This window comes from Janthinobacterium sp. J1-1 (assembly GCF_030944405.1).
Lineage (GTDB): Bacteria > Pseudomonadota > Gammaproteobacteria > Burkholderiales > Burkholderiaceae_D > Janthinobacterium.
In genome coordinates, this window is sequence record NZ_CP132339.1 from 1,716,260 (window position 1) to 1,740,950 (window position 24,691).

The 24,691-nt window shown below is 63.4% G+C and carries 22 protein-coding genes; 12 read left to right on the forward strand and 10 right to left on the reverse strand.

Annotation, left to right across the window (positions count from 1 at the left end; genetic code table 11):
* The first annotated feature begins 86 nt into the window (after window positions 1–86).
* On the forward strand, window positions 87–1,616 hold the full coding sequence (locus Q8L25_RS07760; protein WP_308924310.1) for a methyl-accepting chemotaxis protein: 1,530 nt from the start codon (window positions 87–89) through the stop codon (window positions 1,614–1,616).
* Between the two features lie 24 nt (window positions 1,617–1,640).
* Here Q8L25_RS07760 and Q8L25_RS07765 read toward each other — a convergent pair whose 3' ends face one another.
* Window positions 1,641–1,886: a hypothetical protein gene (locus tag Q8L25_RS07765; RefSeq protein ID WP_308924311.1), complete on the reverse strand. Its 246-nt coding sequence runs from the start codon at window positions 1,884–1,886 to the stop codon at window positions 1,641–1,643.
* Window positions 1,887–2,016: 130 nt separating this feature from the next.
* On the opposite strand from Q8L25_RS07765, the gene Q8L25_RS07770 reads away from it, so the two are divergent.
* Window positions 2,017–3,417 (forward strand): PLP-dependent aminotransferase family protein, encoded by a 1,401-nt coding sequence (locus tag Q8L25_RS07770; protein ID WP_308924312.1) that lies wholly within the window; start codon window positions 2,017–2,019, stop codon window positions 3,415–3,417.
* A gap of 122 nt (window positions 3,418–3,539) precedes the next feature.
* Here the strand turns inward: Q8L25_RS07770 and Q8L25_RS07775 are convergent, their stop codons facing one another.
* Both Q8L25_RS07775 and Q8L25_RS07780 read right to left on the reverse strand, forming a co-directional pair.
* Window positions 3,540–4,748, reverse strand: a complete 1,209-nt coding sequence (locus Q8L25_RS07775) for a hypothetical protein (RefSeq protein WP_308924313.1) — start codon at window positions 4,746–4,748, stop codon at window positions 3,540–3,542.
* 88 nt (window positions 4,749–4,836) lie between these two features.
* A complete protein-coding gene (locus Q8L25_RS07780; protein WP_308924314.1) occupies window positions 4,837–5,715 on the reverse strand; it encodes an HDOD domain-containing protein in 879 nt (292 codons plus the stop codon).
* Between the two features lie 225 nt (window positions 5,716–5,940).
* Between Q8L25_RS07780 and Q8L25_RS07785 the strand changes: the two genes are divergently transcribed.
* Complete coding sequence (locus Q8L25_RS07785) at window positions 5,941–6,513, forward strand: DNA-3-methyladenine glycosylase (protein ID WP_308924315.1); 573 nt, start codon at window positions 5,941–5,943, stop codon at window positions 6,511–6,513.
* A 10-nt stretch (window positions 6,514–6,523) separates the two neighbouring features.
* Here the strand turns inward: Q8L25_RS07785 and Q8L25_RS07790 are convergent, their stop codons facing one another.
* Both Q8L25_RS07790 and Q8L25_RS07795 read right to left on the reverse strand, forming a co-directional pair.
* Complete coding sequence (locus Q8L25_RS07790) at window positions 6,524–8,206, reverse strand: methyl-accepting chemotaxis protein (RefSeq protein ID WP_308924316.1); 1,683 nt, start codon at window positions 8,204–8,206, stop codon at window positions 6,524–6,526.
* A gap of 54 nt (window positions 8,207–8,260) precedes the next feature.
* Entirely contained in the window at window positions 8,261–8,722 is a 462-nt protein-coding gene (locus Q8L25_RS07795) for a cache domain-containing protein (protein ID WP_308924317.1), read from the reverse strand.
* A gap of 224 nt (window positions 8,723–8,946) precedes the next feature.
* Here Q8L25_RS07795 and Q8L25_RS07800 point away from each other — a divergent pair, with 224 nt between their 5' ends.
* The 5 genes from Q8L25_RS07800 to Q8L25_RS07820 all read left to right on the forward strand — a co-directional run bounded on the left by Q8L25_RS07800 (window position 8,947) and on the right by Q8L25_RS07820 (window position 14,660).
* Window positions 8,947–10,311, forward strand: coding sequence for a lysine 2,3-aminomutase (locus tag Q8L25_RS07800; RefSeq protein ID WP_308924318.1), 1,365 nt, complete (start codon window positions 8,947–8,949; stop codon window positions 10,309–10,311).
* 1 nt (window position 10,312) lies between these two features.
* Window positions 10,313–11,653: an MFS transporter gene (locus tag Q8L25_RS07805; protein ID WP_308924319.1), complete on the forward strand. Its 1,341-nt coding sequence runs from the start codon at window positions 10,313–10,315 to the stop codon at window positions 11,651–11,653.
* Entirely contained in the window at window positions 11,598–12,446 is an 849-nt protein-coding gene (locus tag Q8L25_RS07810) for a fumarylacetoacetate hydrolase family protein (RefSeq protein ID WP_308924320.1), read from the forward strand. Before Q8L25_RS07805 ends, Q8L25_RS07810 begins: the two co-directional genes overlap by 56 nt.
* The gene (locus Q8L25_RS07815; RefSeq protein ID WP_308924321.1) at window positions 12,446–13,012 is read left to right on the forward strand and encodes a carboxymuconolactone decarboxylase family protein; all 567 of its coding nucleotides are present in this window, start codon (window positions 12,446–12,448) and stop codon (window positions 13,010–13,012) included. The genes Q8L25_RS07810 and Q8L25_RS07815 overlap by 1 nt, the downstream gene beginning before the upstream one ends.
* Window positions 13,013–13,106: 94 nt before the next feature.
* Window positions 13,107–14,660 carry a trypsin-like peptidase domain-containing protein gene (locus Q8L25_RS07820; protein ID WP_308924322.1) on the forward strand — a complete coding sequence of 518 codons (1,554 nt, stop codon included), beginning with the start codon at window positions 13,107–13,109 and terminating at the stop codon, window positions 14,658–14,660.
* Between the two features lie 55 nt (window positions 14,661–14,715).
* Here Q8L25_RS07820 and Q8L25_RS07825 read toward each other — a convergent pair whose 3' ends face one another.
* The 3 genes from Q8L25_RS07825 to yjgA all read right to left on the reverse strand — a co-directional run bounded on the left by Q8L25_RS07825 (window position 14,716) and on the right by yjgA (window position 16,701).
* Window positions 14,716–15,384: an alpha/beta hydrolase gene (locus Q8L25_RS07825; protein WP_308924323.1), complete on the reverse strand. Its 669-nt coding sequence runs from the start codon at window positions 15,382–15,384 to the stop codon at window positions 14,716–14,718.
* Window positions 15,381–16,013: a molybdopterin adenylyltransferase gene (gene mog, locus Q8L25_RS07830; protein ID WP_308924324.1), complete on the reverse strand. Its 633-nt coding sequence runs from the start codon at window positions 16,011–16,013 to the stop codon at window positions 15,381–15,383. Before mog ends, Q8L25_RS07825 begins: the two co-directional genes overlap by 4 nt.
* An 88-nt stretch (window positions 16,014–16,101) precedes the next feature.
* On the reverse strand, window positions 16,102–16,701 hold the full coding sequence (gene yjgA / locus Q8L25_RS07835; RefSeq protein WP_308924325.1) for a ribosome biogenesis factor YjgA: 600 nt from the start codon (window positions 16,699–16,701) through the stop codon (window positions 16,102–16,104).
* Window positions 16,702–16,793: 92 nt separating this feature from the next.
* Here yjgA and pmbA point away from each other — a divergent pair, with 92 nt between their 5' ends.
* From pmbA to Q8L25_RS07850, 3 genes are all read left to right on the forward strand, one after another.
* The gene (gene pmbA, locus Q8L25_RS07840; protein ID WP_308924326.1) at window positions 16,794–18,146 is read left to right on the forward strand and encodes a metalloprotease PmbA; all 1,353 of its coding nucleotides are present in this window, start codon (window positions 16,794–16,796) and stop codon (window positions 18,144–18,146) included.
* Between the two features lie 221 nt (window positions 18,147–18,367).
* Window positions 18,368–20,779, forward strand: coding sequence for a TonB-dependent receptor (locus Q8L25_RS07845; protein ID WP_308924327.1), 2,412 nt, complete (start codon window positions 18,368–18,370; stop codon window positions 20,777–20,779).
* Between the two features lie 15 nt (window positions 20,780–20,794).
* Window positions 20,795–22,102, forward strand: a complete 1,308-nt coding sequence (locus Q8L25_RS07850) for an aminotransferase class V-fold PLP-dependent enzyme (RefSeq protein WP_308924328.1) — start codon at window positions 20,795–20,797, stop codon at window positions 22,100–22,102.
* A 7-nt stretch (window positions 22,103–22,109) separates the two neighbouring features.
* Here Q8L25_RS07850 and Q8L25_RS07855 read toward each other — a convergent pair whose 3' ends face one another.
* On the reverse strand, window positions 22,110–23,234 hold the full coding sequence (locus Q8L25_RS07855) for a M14-type cytosolic carboxypeptidase (RefSeq protein ID WP_308924329.1): 1,125 nt from the start codon (window positions 23,232–23,234) through the stop codon (window positions 22,110–22,112).
* Window positions 23,235–23,376: 142 nt separating this feature from the next.
* On the opposite strand from Q8L25_RS07855, the gene Q8L25_RS07860 reads away from it, so the two are divergent.
* Complete coding sequence (locus tag Q8L25_RS07860; protein ID WP_308924330.1) at window positions 23,377–23,631, forward strand: hypothetical protein; 255 nt, start codon at window positions 23,377–23,379, stop codon at window positions 23,629–23,631.
* An 87-nt stretch (window positions 23,632–23,718) separates the two neighbouring features.
* Here Q8L25_RS07860 and paaX read toward each other — a convergent pair whose 3' ends face one another.
* The gene (paaX, locus tag Q8L25_RS07865; protein ID WP_308924331.1) at window positions 23,719–24,648 is read right to left on the reverse strand and encodes a phenylacetic acid degradation operon negative regulatory protein PaaX; all 930 of its coding nucleotides are present in this window, start codon (window positions 24,646–24,648) and stop codon (window positions 23,719–23,721) included.
* Window positions 24,649–24,691 lie beyond the last annotated feature (43 nt).

Consider the following 24,691-nt stretch of genomic DNA (forward strand, 5'->3'; position numbering starts at 1 on the left):
AGCCAGTCCCGATGGGCCGCCTCACGCGCGCGGCCAGGGACAGTCACGCCCATGGCAGATGCGCTGCGCCTTTTTGAAGGAATACCATGAAAGTGTCACACCGCCTGATCCTGCTGGTCGGCGCCGCCTTGCTGGCCATGGCCATGCTGGGCGCCTACAGCCTGCGCACCCTGCATGCGGCCATGCTGCATGACCGCGAAGCGCAGATCGTCAATATGCTCAAGATGGGCGAACACCTGGTCGCGTACTACCACGCCCAGGAAACCGAAGGACGCCTGACGCGCGAGCAGGCGCAGGCCGCCGCCAAGGCCGCGCTGACCCAGCTCAATAACGACGGCAAGAGTTATTACTGGGCGCGCCTGTCCGACGGCCTGAACCTGGTGCACCCGAATCCGAAGAATATCGGCGTGATCGCCCAGGGCGAAACCATGGACGGCAGGCCCGACTCGCAAGCCTATGTCGAAGCGCTGGCAAAGAGCGAAGTGGGGCTGGTGTCGGTGAAAAGCCGGCGCGACGGCCAGCTGGTGGCCAAGCTCAACGGTATTATCGCTTTCAAACCCTGGGGCTGGTGGATAGGCACCGGCTTTTTCGGCGACGATATCGAGCGCGCCTTCTGGCAGGCGGCGCTGCAGTTCCTGTGGTTTTTCCTGGCCGCGCTGGCCCTGATGTCGGCACTGGGCTGGCAGGTGATCCGTCGCGTGCTGGGTGCGCTCGGTGGCGAGCCGGCCTATGCCGTCAACGTCACGCGCCGCATCGCCGGGCGCGACCTGTCGGCAGCCATCACCTTGCGCGCCGGCGACCAGGGCAGCCTGCTGCACAGCATCGCCCGCATGCAGCGGGACCTGGCCGCCACCGTGCGCCAGGTCCAGGGCAATGCGGCCGCCATCGCCGGCGCTTCGCAGGAAATCGCCCAGGGCAATCTCGATTTGTCGGCCCGCACCGAAGCGCAGGCGTCCGCGCTGGAGCAGACGGCGGCCTCGATGGAAGAGCTGACCGGCACCGTCAGCCAGAATGCGGGCAACGCGCGCCAGGCCAGCAGCCTGGCGGCCGACGCGTCACACCTGGCGCAGCAGGGCGGCGCGGTGGTGGCGCGCATGGTCGACACCATGGGCGCCATCGGCCAGTCCTCCGGCAGGATCGCCGATATCACCAGCGTGATCGACGCGATCGCCTTCCAGACCAATATCCTGGCCTTGAACGCGGCCGTCGAAGCGGCGCGCGCCGGCGAACAGGGACGCGGCTTTGCCGTGGTGGCCGGCGAAGTGCGCAGCCTGGCGCAACGGTCGAGCGCGGCCGCAAAGGAAATCAAGGACCTGATCGGCGTTTCCAGCGCCCAGGTGGCGCAAGGGGGCGAGCTGGCCGGCGAGGCGGGCGACGCCATGCGCCATGTGGTCGAGGGCATCGCGAGAGTCAGCGCCTACATGCACGATATCAGCGCCGCCACGCAGGAGCAGAACACGGGCATCGCGCAAGTGAATCAGGCGATCATCGGCATGGACGACGTGACCCAGCAGAATGCGGCCCTGGTCGAGCAGGCGGCCGCCGCCGCGCAGGCGATGCAGGAGCAGGCGCGGCAGTTGTCGGAGCTGGTGAGCCTGTTCAGGCTGGAGGGGTAGGGGAAGAGTATCTTTGCTTTGCCATTATGAAAAGGCCAATTCCAGACCGAGCTTGCTGACAATAAAGAAGGTGACGAGCCCCAGGCTCAGCAGCAATAGCACGAAGATGGCGACCGCCTTGCCGCTCGCGCGCAGCACCGCGCGATTCTGCTTCGCCTTGTCCTTGTCCTTCTTGCCTTGATCGTAATGCCACTTGATGGCGTAGAACATGCCCGTGCCGAGCACGAGAGCCTTGAACGTAACAAGGACGATAGGGATCCATTCCATCATGGTGAGTATTTCCAGGTTATTACTTGACACTATCTAATGAGAGGAGAAAACGTCAGCGGCTGCCATGCAAGGCGCTGCTGCACGTTCTGAAGCATACTACTGTAAAACAATTTCCATACATTGAGACAAAATGTCCCAGTTGAAAACCATACAAGATGAACCGTTGCCACGCTGGTTGCCACGCCTGGCCGCCAACAAGGGGCCACGCTTTTTGCAGATTGCCGATGCGTTGCAGGCGGCGGTGGCGGATGGATCGCTGGCGCCGGGCGACCGCCTGCCGCCGCAGCGCCAGCTGGCGGCCCAGCTGGACGTCGACCTGACGACGATCACGCGCGGATACGACGAAGCCCGGCGCCGCAACCTGCTGGAGGGCCGCGGCGCCCGCGGCACGTATGTCGCGGCGCCGAAAGCCGAACTGACCGCCATCCTCGACCTGTCCATGAATACCCCGCCACCGCCGCATGGCGTGGACTTCGACGACATGCTGAAGCAGGGTTTGTCTCAAGTACTGATGCGGGCGGATAGTGAATTGCTGATGACTTACCACCCGGGCGGGGGCAGCGACTCCGACCGCAAGGCGGGCGCCAGATGGCTGGCGCCGATGTTCGGACAGCTGGATGCCGGGCAGATTGTCGTCTGTCCCGGTGCGCAGGCGGCGATCGCCGCCTTGATCCTGGCGCTGACCGAGCCTGGCGATGTGATTCTGGCAGAGCCAAGCACTTATCCCGGCCTGCTTGCCGCGGCGACCCGGTTCGGCCGGCACATCATTGCGGTGGAAGCGGACCGGCACGGCATGCTGCCCGGGATGCTGGAGCAGGCGTGCCGCCGGCACAAGCCCGGGCTGGTCTACCTCAACCCCACATTGCAGAACCCGACCGCCATCACCATGCCGGAACGCCGGCGCAAGGAGCTCGCCGGCGTCGCGCAGCGCTGCAAGGTACGCATCGTCGAGGACGATCCCTACTGGCTCTTGGCCGATGCCCCGCCGCCGCCGATTGCCACGTTTGCCCCGGAACAGGTGGTCTATATCTCGACCCTGTCGAAATGCCTGACACCCGGCTTGCGTGTCGCCTTCGTGCTGCTGCGCGAGCCGATCGAGCGCGAACGTTTCCTGGCCGCGCTCCGATCATTTGCGCTGATGCTCGCGCCCCTGACGGCCGCACTGGCCACCCAGTGGATACTCGACGGTTCGGCTGAGCGCTTGATGGAAGGCATACGCAGCGAGGCGCGCCTGCGCCACCGGATGGCGCGCGATATCCTGGCGGGGCGCTACAGCGGCGCGGGAGACGGCCTGCATGTCTGGCTCGAATTGCCGGCATATTGGAACTCCGCGCAGCTTGCGCGTGCGGCCGCCAGCGACGGCATCGCCGTCACGCCGGCCGAAGCATTCGCCACCGGCAGCGTATCCATAAATGCCATCCGGATCTCGTTGGGCAGCATCAAGGACCGTGGCCGCTTGCAGGCGGGTCTGCAACGGCTGTCCCATCTGCTTGCGCGGCGGCCTGAATCGTTCGGCGCTGTCGTGGTTTGAGGGTCCAGGAAACACGGTGCCGCATTCGGTGCGGCTGGAGCATGCATATCTCCAGGCAAGGGCGCCCGGAGATGCTAACTTGATACTTTCCGTTTGCTCATCGCCAAGCGGGAGCGCCTGCTTCAGTCTGGCGAGTAAGCGTGCACTTCCACCGGCTGGCCCTGGCCATCGAACTTCAGCGCCACCGACAAGTTTGTCACGCCAATGATCGCCAGCGCATCGCAGACATCGTTGACTTCATCCTGCAGGTCGGCCGCCAGGTCCAGTGGCTTGTCGGCGCTGTGCAGGATTTCGCCACTGGCTGCGTAGACATTGACGCGCAGCAGCAGTTCGCCATGCTCGTCGGCCGGGCCGACCACCACCGAGACGTCGCCGGCGTCGAGATGGTTTTCCGCCAGCGCGTGGTTGATGCCGGACATCATCTGCAGCATCGCGTATTCGGCCAGGCCTTGCTCCTTGCCGCCATGGAACAGGTCCTGGTACAGGAAGCTGACTTCCAAGGCACTGCCGGCCGGGGCCAGGCAGCGCTGCACCAGCGGGGCGACCTTGGCCGTCCATTGCTGGTAGCGCTCCATGCGCGCGTCGAACCAGGCGTCCAAGGCCGCTTCGTCCTTCGGTTCCACATAGAAGGGGTCGTCGACGCGCTTGAGGGCAAAGCCCAGCAGGAAGCGCAGTTCGACGGCCGTGTCGCCGGCGCCGAATTCAGTGGCGCTCCAGCCGGCGATGCTGCGCTCGAGGCCGGCGGCGATGACGATCTTCTTGTCCGTCATCGAGGTATAGGCGTCGCGCACCATTTCATGCAGGTGGCTGTAGGTGATATTGTCGATTTCGTCGAGGTCGTAGGCGTGGCTCATCAGCACGACCTTGGCCTTGGCGCTTTCCAGTTCCGATTCCTGGAAACTTTTCACCAGCGCCTCGAACGCCTCCTGATCCTGGAAGCCGTCCGCTTCCTTCAGGCCGCCCGTGCTTTGCACCAGCAGCGGCACCACGAAGGCGTTGATTTCCATCGCCGGCGCGTTCTCACGGCGTATCACCACCACCGACGAGGCTTCTTCGATCTGGCTGCGCAGGTACTGGTAGGCGCCGACGTCTTCGTATTTCGCCCGTTCGATGGCGTCGTACAGCACTTCGTCTTTCTTCTGGTTCAGGCTCTTGCGGATCATGCGGCCGAATTCGACGGCCTGTTCGGCCAGCACCGTGCCTTGCGAGTCGCTGTCTTCCTGCTCCGCCAGGTTCAGCGCCATCGTGCTCAGCATGCGCGCGACGGCTTCATCCTTGTCTTCGGGCGAGTTGGACGATTTGCGGGGGGCAGGGCGCTTGTTCTTGGGCATGATGAGTAGTTGAATTCAAGTGAAAAATGGAAAAGGGCGCCAAGGCAAAAGCCTGGCGCCCGTTGCGATGATACAGGTCGCGAGGCGCTCAATGGTCGGTGTCGAACATTTCATGCAACTCGTCGAGCAGGTCGGCCGCTTCTTCTTCCGACAAACCGAGATGCTGGCAAGCCAGTTCGCCGCCCTTGTCCCACTCCAGCGAGGTGCTGTTGCCATGGTAGCGCTGTATGCCTTTTTCGGCCAGCAGCGACAGCGCGATCAGCGAGCGGATGGCGTCATCGGTGGACGGATCGCTCAGCACGCTGTAGTCGTGGTGATGCAGGATGGCCCAGGCCACGTCCGACGACAGGCCCCAGTTGCGCGCCAGCAGGCAGCCGATGGCCGCATGGTTGGTCTGGTGGCGCGCGTCTTCCACGTCCGTAAAGCTGTTGTGCGCATCGTTGGCGGCCGCCGCATACGTGTTCACATAATCGGGGAAGCGGTTCATCAGCAGTGGCACGCCGATATCGCAGAACAGGCCGAAGGTGTGGGCGATGTCGGGCGGGGCGATGCGCAGCTTGCGCGAGGTAAACACCACGGCGCGCGCGCGCTTGGCCGAGACGTCCCAGAAATTGTTCAGTTCCACGCCTTCGGCTTCCAGCGCCTGGCGCGCCAGCAAGCCCGTCATCAGGGCGCTGCACTGGTTGATGCCTAGAAAGTTGATGCCTTGCTCGACCGACTTGGCCTTGCGCGCCGCGCCATAGAACGGCGAATTGGCCAGTTTCAACAGGGCGCCCGACATGCCGACGTCATCGCCGATAATGCGTGCGATCTTGCGCGGCGATGGATCGGGCTCGGCCAGTTCGCGCTGCAGGTCGACCAGCAGGCTGGGGCGTGGTGGAATGCGGATGGACCGCATCAATGCGTCGACCGGGTCGCCGTCCGCAGCCCTGGTCGGCTCTGCCACTTTCAATGCTGCTCTCATCATGTCATCACTATCGCTGGTTGCTCCGTCGCCAACGATTATCGCTGTTTATCAGAAGCAATAGTTCAGAACTGTTCTTGTTTATGGCAAAAATCGGCAATTCTTTCGGCAGGCAGCGTTTTATTGCCCATTTTCAGACGTTATGCAGTCGTATTTTGATGGTCTTATCCACAATTTTTATTTGTTTTCAAGAAACGTGCGCCGGCATGGGCGCGCTACAATTGCTGCATGAAAAGCGTTCTTGCAGGTATCGATTTTGCCCGGGACTCCAGCGTGGTGGCGCGTGAACTGATCGGCGTGACGGTGCTGGTCGATGGCGTCGGCGGGCGCATCGTGGAAACCGAAGCGTATGACCGGCTGGACCCGGCCTCGCACACGTTTGGCGGCCAGACGCCGCGCAACGCGTCAATGTTTGGCCCGCCCGGGCACGCCTATGTCTATCGTTCCTACGGCATCCACTGGTGCCTCAATTTCGTCTGCCGCGAGGTGGACCATGGCGCGGGAGTCCTGATCCGCGCCATCGAACCGCTGTTCGGGCTGGACGCGATGCGCGCGCGGCGCGGCGCCGAGGAGGAACGGCTGCTGTGCTCGGGGCCGGGCAAGGTCTGCCAGGCGCTCGGTGTCACGCATGCGCACAACGGCTTGCCGCTCGATGCGCCACCGTTCGTGCTGCTGGCCAGGGAAGAGGAAGTGGCGGTGCTGGCCGGTCCCCGCATCGGCATTTCCAAGGCCATGGACGTACCCTGGCGGTTTGTCGAAGCCGGCTCGAAATTCCTGAGCAGGCCGATGCGGGTGGCCTAGGTTGATATGGCTAGGCGCTGCGCCGGCGCGCTGGTGCGCCCTTGCCGCGCAGCGGACTGTGCGCGGCGCGCCGTTCGGCCGAAGTTGCCGAGATGGCCGGGTCCTGGAAGGTTTCCACTGCGACCACGGCAGTTGACGCCATCTGTGGCTGATCCAGCGTAAACACGGCCACCGCCGCCGACAGGGTCACGGCCTGGTCCTGCAGGCTGGCCGCCGCGGCCGCCGCCTGTTCCACCAGCGCCGCATTTTGCTGGGTCACGTCATCCATCTGCGCCACCGCCAGGTTCACTTCCGTAATCCCCGTCGCCTGTTCCGCGCTGGCCTGCTCCACGCGCTGGATGATGTCGTTGACCTGCTGCACCGAGGCCACGATGGCGCCCATGCTGTCGCCCGCCTGCTGCACCGCCACGCTGCCGCCGTCGATGGTGGCCACCGAGGTGGCGATCAGGGTCTTGATCTCTTTCGCGGCGGCCGCCGAACGGTGCGCCAGGGTGCGCACTTCGGACGCCACCACGGCAAAGCCGCGTCCCTGTTCGCCGGCGCGGGCCGCCTCCACCGCCGCGTTCAGCGCCAGGATATTGGTCTGGAACGACAGGCCGTCGATGACGCCGATGATGTCGACGATCTGGCGCGAATTGCCGCGGATGGTGGCCATGGTGGCGACCGCCTGCTGCATCGCCGCGCCTCCCTGCAGCGCCAGGCTGGACGCTTGCGCCGCCAGTTCGCTGGCGCGGCGCGCATTGCCGGCATTGTCGTTGACGGCCTCGGTCAGGGTGGCCATGGCGCTCGACGTCTGTTCCAGCGAACTGGCCTGCATTTCCGTGCGCGCCGACAAATCCATATTGCCGGTGGCGATCTCGCGCGAGGCCGTGTCGATCGATTGCACGGCCGACAAAATGGTGCGCAGGGTCTGGTTCAGCTTGGCGATGCACTGGTCCAGCACGCGCGAGGTGGCGGCAATCTCGTCGTTGCCCTGTTTCGGTTTGCCCGCCATCAAGCGGCCCGCCGCCAGTTGCCGCACGGCCTCGGCGATGCCGTGTATTTCCTGCAGCATGGCGCGCCGCACCAGCATCGTCACCACCACCGAGGCGCAAATCGACAGCAGCACTGTGGTGAGCAGGGTCCAGCCCAGGTTGTGAAACTGTTCGACGGCCGCCGCATGCGCCTCGGTGCTGAGCGACGTTTCCAGCGCCGCCAGTTTCACCAGCTGGCCGTTGAGCTGGCCGAACTGGGCTTCCGCCTTGATCATGGAATTGGCGGCGATCGACAAGTCCATCTGCGCCATTTCCATGGTTTCCAGCACCGCCTTGCGGTAGGAGCCCAGCGCGCCGCTGGCGCCATCGACCATTGCCAGCTCGGGCCCCTTGGCGGTGGCGCGCAGGGTGGCCAGTTGCCGCGCGATCTCGCCGTGGCGCTGCTTGATCTGTGTTTCCAGCGCTTCCAGGCGGGCCTTGGCAAAGCTGCCATTGGTCCACGACAGCAGCTGGTACATATTGCTGTGCGCATAGCGCACGTCACCGGCCACGTCCAGCGCCGCTTTCAGGTGCGCCATGCGCACCTGCACCATGTTTTCCATCGAGGCATTCTGCCGCACCATGCCGTACCAGGCGCTGGCCGAGCTCAGTACCAGCAACAACAGCACCAGGGTGGGCGCCAGCAACAGCTTGGGGCCGATGCGTAATTTGTCGAGCATATGTCCTCCTGCCTGTGGATGGAAGCCGGGCCAGCCGCGCCGGCCCGCTGTTGTCTATTTCTTGTAGATCCCCGCTTCCAGCACCACGTCGTTGACGCGCAGGATGTAGGTGGTCTTCGGTTCGATCTTGCCGCTGACGGGATTCTTGTACTGGTAATCGACCCAGCCCTTGCCCTGTTTTTGCGCCAGTTCGATGATTTCACGGCGGTATTTCTTGCCGTTCGCATCGGGCACGTCCGTCAGGTCCTTGCCGACGATGGACGGATTGATCGGATGTGCCAGCACGATACCGGTCTTGATGTCGCGCATATCGACATACAGCGAGCCCTGCACGAACTCGGGGTCCTTGGCGCTGAGCCTTTTCATCATCTCTTTTTCACCATGCTGCTTGATGAAGGCGGCGCCCCGTTCCGCCATGGCGATGGCGTCTTTTTCCGTCGGTTCCACGGCGGCGACGGCATGGCCGGCACAAGCAAACATGAGGCACAGCGCGGTGCCGCTCAATACACGTTTCATGATCTGTCCTTTGGTCAGTGATGGGGGAATGCCAGGTCCTAATTTACGTTTTTTGAACGCATGTGAAATTGCGATAGCACAAGTTTTTTCTTGCCTGAATGCAGGTTTATTGACGGCAACAGGGTCAAGGCGGCGTTGTTGATTTAGTGCAATTTCATGCATTTGAGCAAGAACTATGATGGATTTTTCATCCCGCCAACCACCCCCATCCCGACGGAGTAACCATGCCCACGACGAATACGGAATTGCTGCCAGCCAAATTCAAACCCTATACGCGACAGACCATCCGCCAGGCGCGGCAATGGGAATGGCTGCCGCCCGAGCAGCGCGAGGCGGTGCAGGTGGTCTCGACAGTATTGCCATTTCGCACCAATGAATATGTGCTTGACCAGTTGATCGACTGGAACAATATTCCCGACGATCCCATCTACCGGCTGGTGTTTCCGCACAGCGACATGCTGCCGCCCGAGCAGTACGCCCACCTGCGCGAGCTGGTGCTGGAACGCCAGGACCAGTCCGCCATCGACGCCTGTGTGCGCACGATACGCCTGGGCATGAACCCGCATCCGGCCGGCCAGCTGACGCACAATGTGCCGACCATGGACGGCGTGCCGGTGCGCGGCCTGCAGCACAAGTACGGCCAGACGGTGCTGTTCTTTCCCAGCGCCGGCCAGACCTGCCACGCGTATTGCACCTTCTGTTTTCGCTGGCCGCAGTTCGTCGGCATGGACGACATGAAGTTCGATGCACGCGAGTCGAATGAACTGGTGGCCTATCTGAAACTGCATCGCGAAGTGACCGACGTGCTGTTCACGGGCGGCGACCCGATGATCATGAATACGCGGCAACTGGCGGCCTACCTGGAGCCGCTGCTGGACCCGGCGCTCGAGCATATCCAGAACATTCGCATCGGCACCAAGTCGGTCGCGTATTGGCCCCAGCGTTTCGTGTCCGACCGCGATGCGGACGACCTGCTGCGCCTGTTCGAGCGCATCGTCCGGTCCGGCAAGAACCTGGCCATCATGGGCCATTACAACCATGCCGTCGAACTGCGTCCCGAGATCGCCCGGCAGGCCGTCAAGCGCATCGTCGGCACGGGCGCCACCCTGCGCATGCAGGGCCCCCTGATACGCCATATCAATGAAGACCCGAACAGCTGGGCCGAACTGTGGCAGACGGGCACGCGGCTGGGGGCGATTCCGTACTACATGTTTGTCGAGCGCGACACGGGCCCGCGCGGCTATTTCGAACTGCCCCTGGCGCGCGCGCACGAGATTTTCCAGGCCGCCTACCAGCAGGTGTCGGGTTTGTCGCGCACGGTGCGCGGGCCGTCGATGAGCGCGTTTCCCGGCAAGATCGTGATCGATGGCGTGGTCACCATCCATGGCGAAAAACTGTTCGCCTTGCAGTTCTTGCAAGCGCGCAACCCTGACTGGGTACGCCGGCCCTTCTATGCCAAGTTCGACGAGCACGCCACCTGGATCGACCATCTGAAACCGGCGTTCGGCCAGGAGAAATTCTTCTTCGAACTCGATGAACCCGTGCCGCACATGCCGCACAAGGTGATCCCGCTGGCCCGGGCGGCCTGACATGCCAGCCGATGCTGGCGCGGGCCGCAGTCCCCTGGCCATCTTCTGCCTGGTGTTCCTGCCGTTCGCGCTCGGCCATTATCTGTCGTGTTTGCTGCGTGGCGTCAATGCCGTGCTGACGGCCGAACTGCTGTCCTCGGTGCACCTGAACCCCACGCAGCTGGGTTTGCTGACCAGCGCTTTTTTCCTGGCGTTTGCGCTGGTGCAATTGCCCGTCGGCATGGCGCTGGACCGCCATGGCCCGCGCACGGTGCAACTGGTGCTGATGAGCGTGGCGGCGCTGGGGGTGTGGCTGTTCAGCCGTGGTCACGGCTTTGCCGAGCTGATGTGTGCGCGCGCCGTAATGGGCGCCGGCCTGGGCGGCTGTTTCATGTCCGCCGTGAAAGCCATTTCGGGCGTGGTGGCGCCGGCGCGCCTGCCCTCCGTGCACGGCTACCTGATTGCCGTCGGCGGGCTGGGCGCGGCCAGCGCCACCTTGCCGGTGAAAGTGGCGCTCGACCATACGGATTGGCGCGGCCTGTTCCTGGGCCTGGCGCTGGCCGTGCTGGCGGTGGGGCTGCTGATCCGCATGCTGTCGCCGGCGCCGCCGGCCGTGATGGTGGTCAAGCAGAAAGCCGGCATCCTGGACGTCTACCGCGACGCGGCGTTTCGCCGCACGATCGCCCTGCTGCTGTTGCCGCACAGCGTGTTCTTCGGCGTGCAGGGCCTGTGGATAGGACGCTGGCTCAGCGACGTGGGCGGGATGACGGACGACGCGGTCGCCTATTTGCTGTACCTGGGCATGGCGGCCGTCATCTTTGGCGCCATCGCCATGGGCATGCTGACGGAATGGGCGGGCCGGCGCGGCGTCACGCCGATGCAGGTGGCGGCCTGGGGCGTGCTGCTGTTCGTGCTGGTGCAGTGCGCCATGGCGATGAATGTCCGGCCCGGCTTGCCCTTGCTGTCCGTGCTGTTTACCTTGCTGGGTACGGTGGCGGGACTGGAATACGCCATCGTCGCGCAAAGCGTGCCGCCTGGCATGACGGGGCGCGCCGCCACCTGCCTGAACCTGTTGATCTTCACGGGTGCCTTCCTGGTGCAGGCCGGCTTTGGCCTGGTGCTGGGCTGCTGGCCAGGCAACGCCGCGCACCAGTATCCGCCGCAGGCTTACCAGGCGGCGTTCGGCTTGCTGGCGCTGTTGCAGCTGCCGGGACTTGTGCTGTTTTTCATCGGCCGCCACAGGCGTGCCGGGCCATCCGGTAAAATGATGGCCTGCACAGCGGCAATGATCAACTCCAAGGAAGAATATGAAACTCGTTCGTTATGGTCGTCCCGGCAAGGAAAAACCGGGCCTGATCGATGAAGAAGGCAAACTGCGCGACCTGTCCGGCATCATTGCCGATCTCGATGGCGCGCAACTGTCCGACAAGGCGCTGCGCAAGCTGGCCAAGCTCGACGAAAAAACGCTGCCCCTGGTGCGCGGCAATCCGCGCTTCGGCGTGCCGGTCGCCAAGGTCGGCAAGTTCATCGGCATCGGCCTGAACTACGCCGACCATGCGGCCGAGTCGGGCATGCCGATTCCGGCCGAACCGATCGTGTTCATGAAGGCGATTACCTGCCTGAACGGCCCGGACGACACCGTGGTGTTGCCGAAGGGGTCGAAAAAGACCGACTGGGAAGTCGAGCTGGGCATCATCATCGGCACGCGCGCGCAATACGTCAGCGAAGAGGACGCGCTGAAACACGTGGCCGGCTACTGCGTCGTCAACGATATTTCCGAGCGCTCCTACCAACTGGAACGCGGCGGCACCTGGGACAAGGGCAAGGGCTGCGACACCTTCGGCCCCGTCGGCCCATGGCTGGTGACGCGCGACGAAGTGATCGACGAGCAGGACCTGGACCTGTACCTGGAAGTGAACGGCAAGCGCATGCAGACCGGCAACACGCAAACCATGATCTTTTCCGTCGCGAAAATCGTCAGCTATCTGTCGCAATTCATGACCCTGGAACCGGGCGACGTGATCGCCACCGGCACGCCGCCGGGCGTGGGCCAGGGCCGCAAGCCGCAGCGCTTCCTGAAAAAAGGCGACACCATGCGCCTGGGCATCGCCGGCCTGGGCGAGCAGCAGCAGGACGTGGTTGCCTGGACCGCCTGATGCCAGACTTCGAGCTTGACCGTCTGCCGCCGCTGCCACTGGACCAGCTCGACAGCCAGCAGCGCGCCGCCGCGCAAGCGATCATAGCCGGTCCGCGCGGGGCGCTGTACGGCCCCTTCGTGCCGCTGATCCGCAGCCCGGAACTGATGGAAACGGCGCAGCGCATGGGCGAATACCTGCGCTACCGCAGCGCCATCGGCACGCGCCTGTCCGAACTGGCCATCCTGGTGACGGCGCGGCAGTGGGACCAGCAGGTCGAGTGGGCAATCCACGCGCCGCTGGCGGCGCAGAACGGCATTGCGCCGGCGGCGATCGCCGCGATTGCCGAGCGACGCACGCCGGAAAGCCTGCTGGAAGACGAGCGGGCCGTGCATGACTTCTGCATCGAGTTGCAGCAGAACAAGCGCGTCAGCGATGCCACCTATGCGCGTGCGCTGGCGCTGTTCGGCGAGCACGGCGTGGTGGATTTGATGGGCATCAATGGCTACTACACGTTGTTGGCCATGGTGATGAACGGCGCGCAGACGGCGGTGCCGCCATTGGGGGTGCCGCCGCTGCCGTCCTGATTAGAGTGTTCCTTCGGGAAACATGGATAAAGTGTAATTATATTGCCGTTATTCAATATATAATTTTACTTCCCTTCCATTGCTCATACACTCAATGAAAACTCGTTCGTGCTTCACCCTGATGGGCCGTACCTTGCTGGTACTGGCCCTTTCTTTTTGCCCGTTGATAACGGTGCGGGCACTGGCCGCCGACACCGCCGCCGCCAGTGCGTCGGCGCTGGAAAACTCGGTCGTCAAGGTGTTTTCCACCCTGCGCGGGCCCGATCCGTACAAGCCGTGGAGCAAGGCCGCGCCGCAGTCCGTGACGGGCTCGGGCGTCGTCATCGATGGCCACCGCATCCTGACCAATGCGCATGTGGTCGGCTATGCCAGCCAGGTGCAGATCCAGTCGAATGGCGCCGGCGACAAGATTCCGGCCACCGTGCTGGCCATTTCGCGCGGCATGGACCTGGCCTTGCTGAAGGTCGACGATGACAGTTTCTTCGACACCCACAAACCTGTGTCGCGCGCCAACGTCATGCCCGACGTGCGCGACGCCGTGCTGGCCTATGGCTATCCTGTGGGCGGTAGCTCGCTGTCGATTACCAAAGGCATCGTGTCGCGCATCGAATTTGTGCGTTACAACTATCCCGTGTCGGGCCTGCGCATCCAGATCGATGCCGCCATCAATCCGGGCAACAGTGGCGGCCCGGTGATCGCCGGCGACAAGATGATCGGCCTGGCGTTTGCCGGCGCGCTTAATGCGCAAAATATCGGCTACATTATTCCCAACGAAGAGATCGAACTGTTCCTGCGCGACCAGGCAGGCGGCGCGCCCAAAGGCAAGCCCGCCATGCGCGACGTCACGCAGACGCTGGAAAATCCCGCGCTGCGCAGCTATCTGAAACTGGCCAAGGGGATCGAAGGCGCGGTGGTGATGGCGCCGGCCAGCAAGGACGCAAGCTATCCGCTGAAGGAATGGGATGTGATCACGAAGATCGGCGGCTATCCCGTCGATAACCAGGGCATGGTCAAGCTCAACGCCAACAGCCGCGTGCGGTTCCAGTACCGTGTGCAGCAACTGGCGAAAGACGGCCTGCTGCCGCTGACGGTGGTGCGCCAGGGGGCGCCGCTGAAAATCAGCCTGCCCGTTTCGGCCGAACACCCGATGCTGATCTCCAGCCTGCAGGGCGATTATCCGTCCTACTTCATCTTCGGCCCGATGGTGTTTTCACGCGCCACCACGGAATTCATGGCCGCGCCAAACGGCAATCCGACGATGTTGGGCGGCATGGCGTTTGCCGGCAATCCCCTCGTCACGCGGCGCGGCGATGCGCCCGACGCCGAGCGCGAGGAACTGGTGGTGGTCGCCGCGCCATTTTTCCCGCATAAACTGATGAATGGCTACAGCACCCGTTTCTTCTCGGTTATCGATTCCGTCAATGGCGTACCGGTGCGCAGCCTGGCGCACCTGGTGGCGCTGCTGCGCGACCAGACCGATGACTTGCTGACCTTCCGCTTCCAGCAGCGCGACGCCGAGCTGGTGGTGGTGCCGCGCAAGGAGATGCTGGCGGCCACCGAATCGGTGCTGACCGACAATGGCATTCGCTCGGAAGCCTCGGCCGACATGTTGAAGATATGGAATGAAAAAACGACGGCCAACAAATAAATCGCCGTCGTCATGAGATGGTGATGCAGGCGCGGCGCAAGCCGCGCTTTTTTGATCAGGCCAGCACTTTTTTCAGCCAGGCGCCGATGGCGTCGATTTCTTCCTGGCACAGCGAATGCTGCATGCGGTAGGCATGCCATTCCACCTGGTAGCCCATGCCGGTCAGCAAGTCGCGCGACTGTTCGGCGCGGGCGATGGCCACCACCGGGTCGGCCGTGCCGTGCGCCATGAAGATCGGTGTTTGCAGGCTGGCGGGCGTGCGCTCGGCGGCCGTCTTGTCGGCCAGCGGCAGATAGCCGGACAGGCACATCAGGCCCGCCAGTTGTTCAGGGTGGCGCAAGCCCGTCTGCAGGGTCATGGCGCAGCCTTGCGAGAAGCCGGCCAGGATGATGCGGCTGGCGGGAATGCCGCGCGCTTTTTCGCGCGCGATCAGCGCTTCGATCTGTGCCTGCGACGCGCGCAGGCCGCCTTCGTCTTCGCGGCGCACCAGATCGCTGGTCAAGATGTCGTACCACGAACGCATCACATAGCCGTTGTTGACGGTGACGGGCATGGTGCCGGCGTTCGGGAAGATAAAGCGGATGGCGGGGCAGCCGCGCAGGTCGAGTTCCTTGACCAGTGGCACGAAGTCATTGCCGTCGGCGCCCAGGCCGTGCATCCAGATAATCGAGACGGTGGTGTCGGGTGCGCTGTCGAGTTCGATGGTTTCCAGCAAAGTGCTCATGTGTTTTCCTCTGGTAATGGTTGCGCCGGACGCAGCGCCGATTTGGGACGGAAGGCCTTGCAGATAGCCGGGTCGGTTTCCATATACGGCCCGCCGATCAGGTCGATGCAATAGGGTACGGCGGCAAAGATGCCGTTGACCAATTGCTTGCCGTCGGCATCTTTCAGTCCTTCCAATGTTTCCTTGATGGCTTTCGGCTGGCCCGGCAAGTTCATGATCAGGCAGGCGCGCTCGGGCGTTTCGCGGATCACGGCCACCTGGCGCGACAAGATCGCCGTCGGCACGAATTGCAGGCTGATCTGGCGCATCTGTTCGCCAAAGCCCGGCATCTCCTTCGTGCCCACGGAGAGCGTCGCATCGGGCGTCACGTCGCGCCGCGCCGGGCCCGTGCCGCCGGTGGTCAAAATCAAGTGGCAATGGTTGAGGTCGGCCATGTCGATCAGGGTGTTTTCTATCTGCGAGCGCTCGTCGGGGATCAGCCGCTTTTCCAGCCGGAACGGCGTGCGCAGGGCGGCCGCCAGCCAGCTTTCCAGTGCCGGAATGCCCTGGTCTTCATACACGCCGCCGCTGGCGCGGTCGGAGATCGACACGAGGCCGATAATCAATTCGTCTTCAAGAGTGGTTGCCATCAATCACCTGTAAAAGAGTGGGGAGAGCGTAAAAACAAGAAAACCGGGATTATCCCGGTTTTTGTGCTGTGCCGGGGACAGGCCCGGCTTATTCGTCTTCTTCGGCGTCGACGCCGTCTTCATCCGCATCATCCTTGCCGCCATTGTTCTTCTTGGCGATCTGTTTCAGGATCTGGAAGATTTCGCGGTAGGCTTTCGGCGGCTTGTTCTCGGCCTGCTCCTTGCGGGCATTGCGGATCAGGGTGCGCAGGTGCTGCACGTCGAGTTCCGGGTTTTCCGACAGCAAGACGGTCAGCGCCTTGTCGTCCGTCAGCAGCTTGTCGCGGCGGCGTTCCATCGCGTGCATGGCGGCCGTGTCGGCTTTCGACAAGCCTTTCCAGCTGTCGATGGTGCGCTGGATGGCGGCGACTTCGTCCTCGTCGAGGGTGCGCATTTTCTTGCCGACATATTGCAGCTGGCGGCGGCGGCCTTCGTGATCCTTGATCAGCTGGCATTCGAGGATGGCGTCGCGCACGTCTTCCGGCATCGGAACGCGCTTGACGCGGTCGCGTGCTTCATTGACTAATTCTTCGCCCAGCTTTTGCAGGACGGTCATCTGGCGCTTGAGTTCCGACTTCGAAGGACGTTCATATTCCTGTTCGAATTCGGACGATTGGAAGCCGCAAGCTCCCCGGTTTGGATTTGGCATGATAAGGCGGGATTGGCCGCGTAGGCCGCACCTGTAAACTGTAAACGACTGCTATCATAACCTTTTTAGGGCCTTTCCGAAGAAAACAGCACATGAACGAGTCCGTATTTACCCATACTCAAGAGCAACTGCAGCAACTTGCCCGTGATGTGTTGTCTTTTGCGCGCGCGGCGGGAGGCAGCGACGCGGCGGTCGAAGTCAGCGAAGGTGGCGGCCTGTCCGTGTCTGTACGAAAAGGCAAGATCGAAACCATCGAGCAGAACCGCGACAAGGGCATGGGCGTGACCGTGTTTGTCGGCAAGAAACGCGGCAATGCCAGCACTTCCGATTTCTCGCCGGCAGCCCTGCGCGCCACGGTGGACGCGGCCTACAATATCGCCCGCTTCACGGCCGAGGACGATTGCGCCGGCCTGGCCGATGCCGACATGCTGGAGCTGTCACCGCGCGATCTGCAGCTGTTTTACCCGTGGTTGATTTCCACCGAGGAAGCCGTGGTACTGGCGCAGCGCGCCGAAGCGGCCGCGTTTGCCGTCGATGCGCGCATCAGCAACAGCGAAGGCGCCAGCGTGCACGTGCAGCAATCGCACTTTGTGTCGGCCAACTCGCGCGGCTTTATCGGCGGCTATCCGTTCTCGCGCCACACTTTATCTGTGGCGCCGATCGCCGGCAAGGGCGCCAAGATGCAGCGCGACGACTGGTATTCCTCGGTGCGCGATGCCGCCAAAATGTCGAGTCCCGAAGCCATCGGCCGCTACGCCGCCGAGCGCGCGCTGTCGCGCCTGAACGCGCGCAAACTCGGCACGCGCACCTGCCCGGTGCTGTTCGAGGCGCCGCTGGCGGCCGGCCTGCTGGGTACTTATGTGCAAGCGACCTCGGGCGGCGCGCTGTACCGCCAGTCGACTTTCCTCAACGATTCCCTCGGTACGCAAGTATTGCCCGATCACGTGCAGATCTTTGAAGACCCGCACGTGATCGGCGGCGTCGGTTCGGCGCCGTTCGACGAGGAAGGCGTGAGAACCGTCAGCCGCGACGTCGTCAAGGATGGCGTGGTGCAAGGTTATTTCCTGTCGACCTATACGGCGCGCAAGCTGGGCATGCAGACCACCGGCAACGCGGGCGGCTCGCACAATCTGTACATGAGCTCCAGCCTGACATCACCCGGCGACGATTTTGTCGCCATGCTGAAAAAGCTCGGCACGGGCCTGCTGGTGACGGAACTGATGGGGCAGGGCACGAATTACGTGACGGGCGACTATTCGCGCGGCGCCTCCGGCTTCTGGGTCGAAAACGGCGTGATCCAGTACCCGGTGGAGGAGATCACGATTGCCGGCAACATGAAGGACATGCTGCGCCATATCGTCGCCATCGGCGCCGACGTGCTGCGGCGGGGCACCAAGGAGACGGGGTCCATCCTGATCGAGAGCATGGTGGTGGCGGGCGGCTGAGGCAGCGCCGTCGTCGACTCCAAGGCGCCGCTGGCGCCTTTTTTTTCGTGCGGGCAGGTCATACGGCGGACATATTCGCTTCGTATGATGTCGCTGCTTCACATTAATGGCGAGTTAGATGCTTTTAATGTAAGTAAGCCGAACTTCGTGATATTTCATGCAAGATGAAAGTCTGCAGCATCGCGTCGTTGTCTCAGCCAACCTGCATAGTGATACTTTCCATGACATCTACCCGTACCCGCATCGCCCGCGCCGTGGCCCTGATGTGTGCCATGAGCGCCGCGTTCGCCAGCCAGGCGCATGCCCATGGCGATGCGCCCGCTGGCCCAGCCTCTGCCAGCGACTCGCTCGATGCACCGCAAGCCGTGATCGTTACCGGCACGCGCGGCAGCAACCGCACCCAGTTCGACACCATGGCACCCGTCGATGTGTTCAACCGCGAAGATATCGGCGCGGTCGAATCGTCGGACCTGAACGACGTGCTGGCGCAACTGGTGCCCTCGTATGTGGTGCAGCGCTTGCCGATGGCTGACGGGCAAGTCTTCGTGCGGCCGGCCACCCTGCGCGGCCTGTCGCCGGACCAGACCCTGGTGCTGGTCAATGGCAAGCGTTTCCACCGCAGCGCGCTGCTCGGCGCGCGTGGTGCCCAGGCGCCGGACCTGGCGCAGATTCCCGTGTCCGCCATCAAGCGCATCGAAGTACTGCGCGACGGCGCCTCGGCCCAGTACGGCTCGGACGCGATTGCCGGCGTGATCAATATCATTCTCGACGATACGGTCGGTACCGAACTGTCCGTGCACCATTCGCAATATGCCGAAGGCGACGGCAAGGCCAACGAACTCAACCTGAAGACGGGTTTTGCGTTTGGCGAGACGGGCAAGGCCAGCATTTTCGGCGCGCTGGCCAAGTCCGATCCCACCTCGCGCACGCGCCAGCGGGCCGACGCCATCGCTTTCCAGCAAGCGCATCCGGAACTGAAGGTGCCGAATCCGGTGCAGCGCTGGGGCCAGCCTGAACTCAAGAGCCAGCGGCTGGGTTTCAATGCCAGCATGGCCCTGTCCGACAGTATCGAACTCTACGGTTTTGGCCTGTACAGCCACAGCGACGGCACGTCGGACTTCAACTGGCGCAATCCCGACACCAGCACCGGCGCCTATAAAACCAGCACCCTGTTCCCCGGCTGGGACTTGCGCAGCGTGTACCCGCTCGGTTTCAGCCCCAGCTACTCGAACGAGCAGGACGACATGCAGTTCGTGGCCGGCCTGCGCGGGCGTATCAGCGAGCAACTCGGCTGGGATGTCAGCGCGTCATATGGCCGCAACCGCATCGACTACGAACTGGCCAATTCCATCAATGCCTCGATGGGGCCGGCCAGCCCGACGGCCTTTTATCTGGGTCGCTTGTCGCAGACGGAAAAAATCCTCAACGCCAACTTCAACTATGAGTTGCCGGTCGCGGCGTTGCCGCAACCGGTGAATATCGCCTTTGGCGCGGAAGCGCGCAATGAAACCTATGGCGTCAAGGCCGGCGACACGGCGTCCTGGACGGTGGGGCCGGGCGCCGCCATGGGCCTGGACGCCAACGCCAACGGCGCACCCGGTTTCAGCGACCGTCAGGCGGGCAGCTGGGGCCAGGACAGCTATGCGGCCTACCTCGACGTGGAGGTGCCAGTGAGCAAGGCGCTGAGCCTGGGCGGCGCGGCCCGCTACGAACATTTCTCCGAGTTCGGCAGCACCGTCAACGGCAAGCTGTCGGCCCGCTATGCCCTGAGCGACAGCCTGGCCTTGCGCGGTTCGTACTCGACCGGTTTCCGCGCGCCGACGCCGGGCCAGTCGAATACCAACAGCACCAACCAGGGCCTCGACACCAAGACCCTGCTGCTGTTTACCAGCGGCCGCCTGGCCAACAACGACCCGCTGGCGGTGCTGCTGGGCGCCCAGCCCTTGAAACCGGAAAAATCGAAAAACCTGTCGCTGGGGTTTACCTGGAAGACGCCGGCGGGATTCTCCGGTTCGGTCGACGTGTATGACATCAAGGTCAGCGACCGCTTCAGCACGTCCGCGTCGTTTGCCGTGCCGGCTGGCGTGGCCAATCCGCTGCGCTACACCTCGGTCAGCTATTTCACCAACGACTTCGACACCACCACGCGCGGCATCGATATCGTCGGCAACCACCTGAGCCGTATCGGCAATGGCAAGCTGAACCTGACCCTGGCCTACAACTACAACACCACCAAGGTCGACGGCGGCAATTCCAGCCTGGTCACCAATCCGGCGCAGCGCCAGGTCTTCGAAGAACGTTTGCCGCGCCAGAAAGCCACCATCAGCGGCAACTATGAGCTGGGCAACTGGAGTACGCTGGCCCGCGTGCGCTACTACGGCGCCTGGACCGACAACACCGGCAATACCACGGGCGATATCTTCCAGCGCTTTGGCGCCATGCAGTTTCTCGACCTGGCGGCCAGCTACAAGATCACGGACACGCAATCGATCCGCGCCGGCATCGATAATGTGCTCGATAAATATCCCGACGAAGCGACCTTCCAGGCCAGCCGTGGCCTGATTTATTCGCGCAATGCGCCGTATGATACGGATGGCCGCAACCTGTATGTCGAATACAAAGTGAAATTTTAAGGGGCGATGGTGAAGATGAATCCACAACGCCGGGCGCTGCTGCGCGCCGGTTCCCTGGCGGCGGCGCTGCCGCTGGCGGTGGATGCGGCCTCGGCAGCGTCCGCGGCCTTGCCGCCGCCCCTGCCGCCGGTGCCGGCTGGCGCCACGCCGGACAGCCTGGCCGGCAACCAGGCCTACTGGCAGGCGGTGGCCGCCCAGTACGACAGCACCGATGCGGTGCTGCAGCTCGATAACGCTTTCTGGGGTTCGATGGCCAGGCCGGTGCTGGCCCATTACGAGCAGCAACTGGCCATGGTCAACCGCGACAACGCCTGGTATGCGCGCATGCGCTTTCCGGCCGACTTCGAGGCGGCCCGCGCGGCGGCGGCCAGGGCGCTGGGCGTGGCGGTCGATGAGATCGTGCTGACGCGCGGCGCCACGGAAGCGCTGCAGGTCCTGATCGCCGGCTATAACCGCCTGCAACCGGGCGACACGGTGCTGCATGCCGATATCGACTACGACAATATGATCACCGTCACGCGCTGGCTGCAGCAGCGGCGCGGCGCCGAGGTGGTGGCGATCGCCATGCCGGAACCATTTACGCACGACAATGTCATCGATGCGTATGCGCAGGCGATGGCGCGCCACCCGAAGCTCAAACTGATGCTGCTCACGCATGTGAACCACCGCAACGGCATGGTCTTGCCGGTGGCCGAGATCAGCCGCATGGCGCGCGAACGGGGCATCGATGTGATCGTCGATACGGCGCACGGCTTCGGCCAGCTGGACATGACGATCCCCGACCTGCAGGCGGACTTTGTCGGCATCAACCTGCACAAGTGGATAGGCGCGCCGGTGGGCGTGGGCGCCGCCTACATCAAACGGGGCAGGGTGGCCGATATCGATCCCTGGCTGGGCGAAAAGATGGGCGACGATATCCGCTCGCGCGTGCACACGGGCACGGTCAATTTCGCGGCCTACCTGAGCTTGCCGGCGGCGCTGGACTTGCACGCGCGGATAGGCGTGGCCAACAAGCAGGCGCGGCTGCGGCTGCTGCGCAACCGCTGGGTGGAAGCGGCGCGCGGCATCGCCGGCATCGAAGTGCTGGCCTCGCCTGATCCGCGCCTGAGCAGCGCGATTGCGTCATTTCGCATCAAGGGAAAAACCAGCGTGGCCGACAATTTTGCCTTGTCGAAAAAACTGGTGCAGCAGCACGGCATCTTTGCCGTGCCGCGCGACGGCCTGGCGTCCGGCGCGTGCCTGCGCGTCACGCCAGCCATCTTTACGCCCGAGTCACACCTGGACAAGCTGGTGACAGCCTTGCGCCAGGTGGCCAAAGGGTAGCGCTTGCTTACGCGCGCAGGCTGGAGAGGATCGGTTGCAGTACTGCCGCACCCAGGGCGGCGCTGCGGGCACCGCTCCAGCCGGTTTGCTGGTCGGGGTCGTTGGCATTGTCCTTGAACGGCAATTCCAGGGTCAGCGACAGGCAACCAAAGGCGTGCGTGATATGGGGCGAACCCATGGTCAGCACTTCGGGCGTGAACGGGCCGTCTTCGTAGCCGTGCTCGTCCTGGAAGTCGGGACTGGCCACCTTGAAATCGGCGATAAAGCGCTCCTGCTCGGCCTTCTGTGCTGACGTGAAATTTTCCAGCGCATCGCTGCCGGCCACGAACACGTAGGGCAGGCCTTCGTCGCCATGCACGTCGAGGAACAGGTCGCAGCCGATTTCATGCATTTTCTGTTTTACCAGGAACACTTCCGGGCTGCGTTCCATGGTCGGCGTCATCCATTCGCGGTTCAGGTTGGCGCCGGCCGCGTTGGTGCGCAGGTTGCCGTGCACGGAACCGTCCGGATTCATGTTCGGCACCACGTAGAACACGGCGTCCTGCAGGCACTGGCGGGCAAACGGGTTGGCCTGGTCCAGCAGCGCTTCGAGCATGCCTTCGACAAACCATTCGGCCATCGTTTCACCGGGATGCTGGCGCGCGATGACCCAGACTTTTTTCTCGGCATCGGCGTCACCGACCACCAGCAGGTTCATGTCGCGCCCTTCCACCGTGCTGCCCAGGTCGATCAAACGCACCAGTGGCGACGCTTGCGCGCTGTCGATCAGCGCCAGGTGGCGGTCCCATGGATACGGCTCGAAATAGGCGTAATACACGCTTTCTTCTTCCGGCGTATGTTCGATGGTCATCACGGCGCCGTCAAAGCTGGTCGGCACGCGGAACCAGGTTTCGCGGTCGTAGCTGGCCACGGCCTGGTAGTCTTTCCAGCCGTCCGGATAGGCGGATTTTCCCGCGTTCATGAAGCGGATCGTGCACGCCTCGCCTTGCGCGCCCTGCAGGCGGAAGTAAAACCATTGCGTGATGTCGGCGTGGGAATCCTTGCGGATGTTCAGTTCGATCGAATGGGCATCGTCGGCGCGCAGCACCTCGATCGCGCCGGCGTCGAACTGCTGGCTGATTTTAATGGTCATGAATGTTCCTGGTAAAAACAAGTTAGGGTTTGCATCGTGTGCAATGGCGCGATGATACCCGTTTTGCCCGGGCCTTTGTGCCGGCGCAAACCCGGTGTGGCTTGCTTTGCTAACGTGATAGCTCCATCACCGGGAGATCATCATGGACGACAACGGCAAACATATCCGCGAACTGGAAAAGAAAGCCAGCGCCCTGAGCGATGCGCTGGCGCACCTGGGCAAGGGCACCACCCTGCAGGAACTGCTGCGCATCCTGCGCTTTCCCGGCTATACCACGCCGGCCGAACTGGCTTTCAACCACGCCATCCTCGACACCATGCAGTTGCAGGTCAATGCGCTCGACAAGCTGGGGCAGGATCTGTTGGCGGGGGCGAAGCAGGTGGTGGCGAAGCAGTAGGTTGAACAACCCCAACAGCACATTCCGGGGTCGGACCCTGAGGGACTCGGCGTCCCCGTCCGGCCCCCGGCATTTTCGTCGTTAGGTTCAGGTATCAAGGCCACCGAAACGCTCATAAAACCACGGCTTCACATCGGCCGCCTGTTCGTCCTCGCGCCGCAGGGTGGCCAGGATATGCTGTTCCGCCGCCGCATAGGTGCGCCGGTACAGTGCGCGCGCCAGCGCATAGGCTTGCGTGCCGGGCCACGGTTCGGGCAGCAGTTCGACCGGCAATTGCGGGTCGTGCAGCTGCACCCGGCGATAGGCGTGCGTCAGTAGCGAGCGGATCACGAAAGCCTGCTCGGGCGCGATGGCCGGCTGCTCCTGAAGCAGGGCCAGCAGCGGCTGGAAGCTGGCGATGAATTTTTCGTAGCCGGCCATCACTTCCGACAAGTCCCAGCATTCGGCCACCATTTCGCGCAGGGGCCGCGTGCTGACACCCGGCAACTCCGTACTGTGGCAGACATACAGCTTGCCCTGTACTTCGTTGCGCACCAGGATGTCTTCCAGCGCATCGCCATTGCTGGCCGGGTGGCCGAAGATGCCGGGCGCGACCAGGCCATAACCGGCCCACAGCAGCTCCTTGCGCAGCGCCCCCCGCTCGCTGGCATTGATATTGCCGGCCGCGCCGATCACCAGGGTCCAGCTGCCATCCCAGTGCTTGACCAGCGGCGCGTAGATGCGGCGGTAGGCGCGCTCGAAACGGGCCAGCGCTTCCGGCCGGATCGCATAGGCGCTGCGGCGGCCATCCCGTTGCGAACTGAGCCAGCCTTCCTGCGCCAGGCGGAACACGCTGGTGCGCAGCAGGCGGTCGTTGACGCCGAACGGCGCCAACAGCTCGATCAGGCTGCCCAGCCAGATCGACCCGCCGCGCGGCACGATGGCGTCGCCAAAGATCGTCATCACCAGCGACTTCGAACGGGGCGGGTCAGTGGCGAGGAAATCGGCTATCCATGCGGTGCAAGCGGTGTTGTTCATGTGTTCCTGGTCTGGCCGTAAGAGGACATTTCTATAAAGGCAG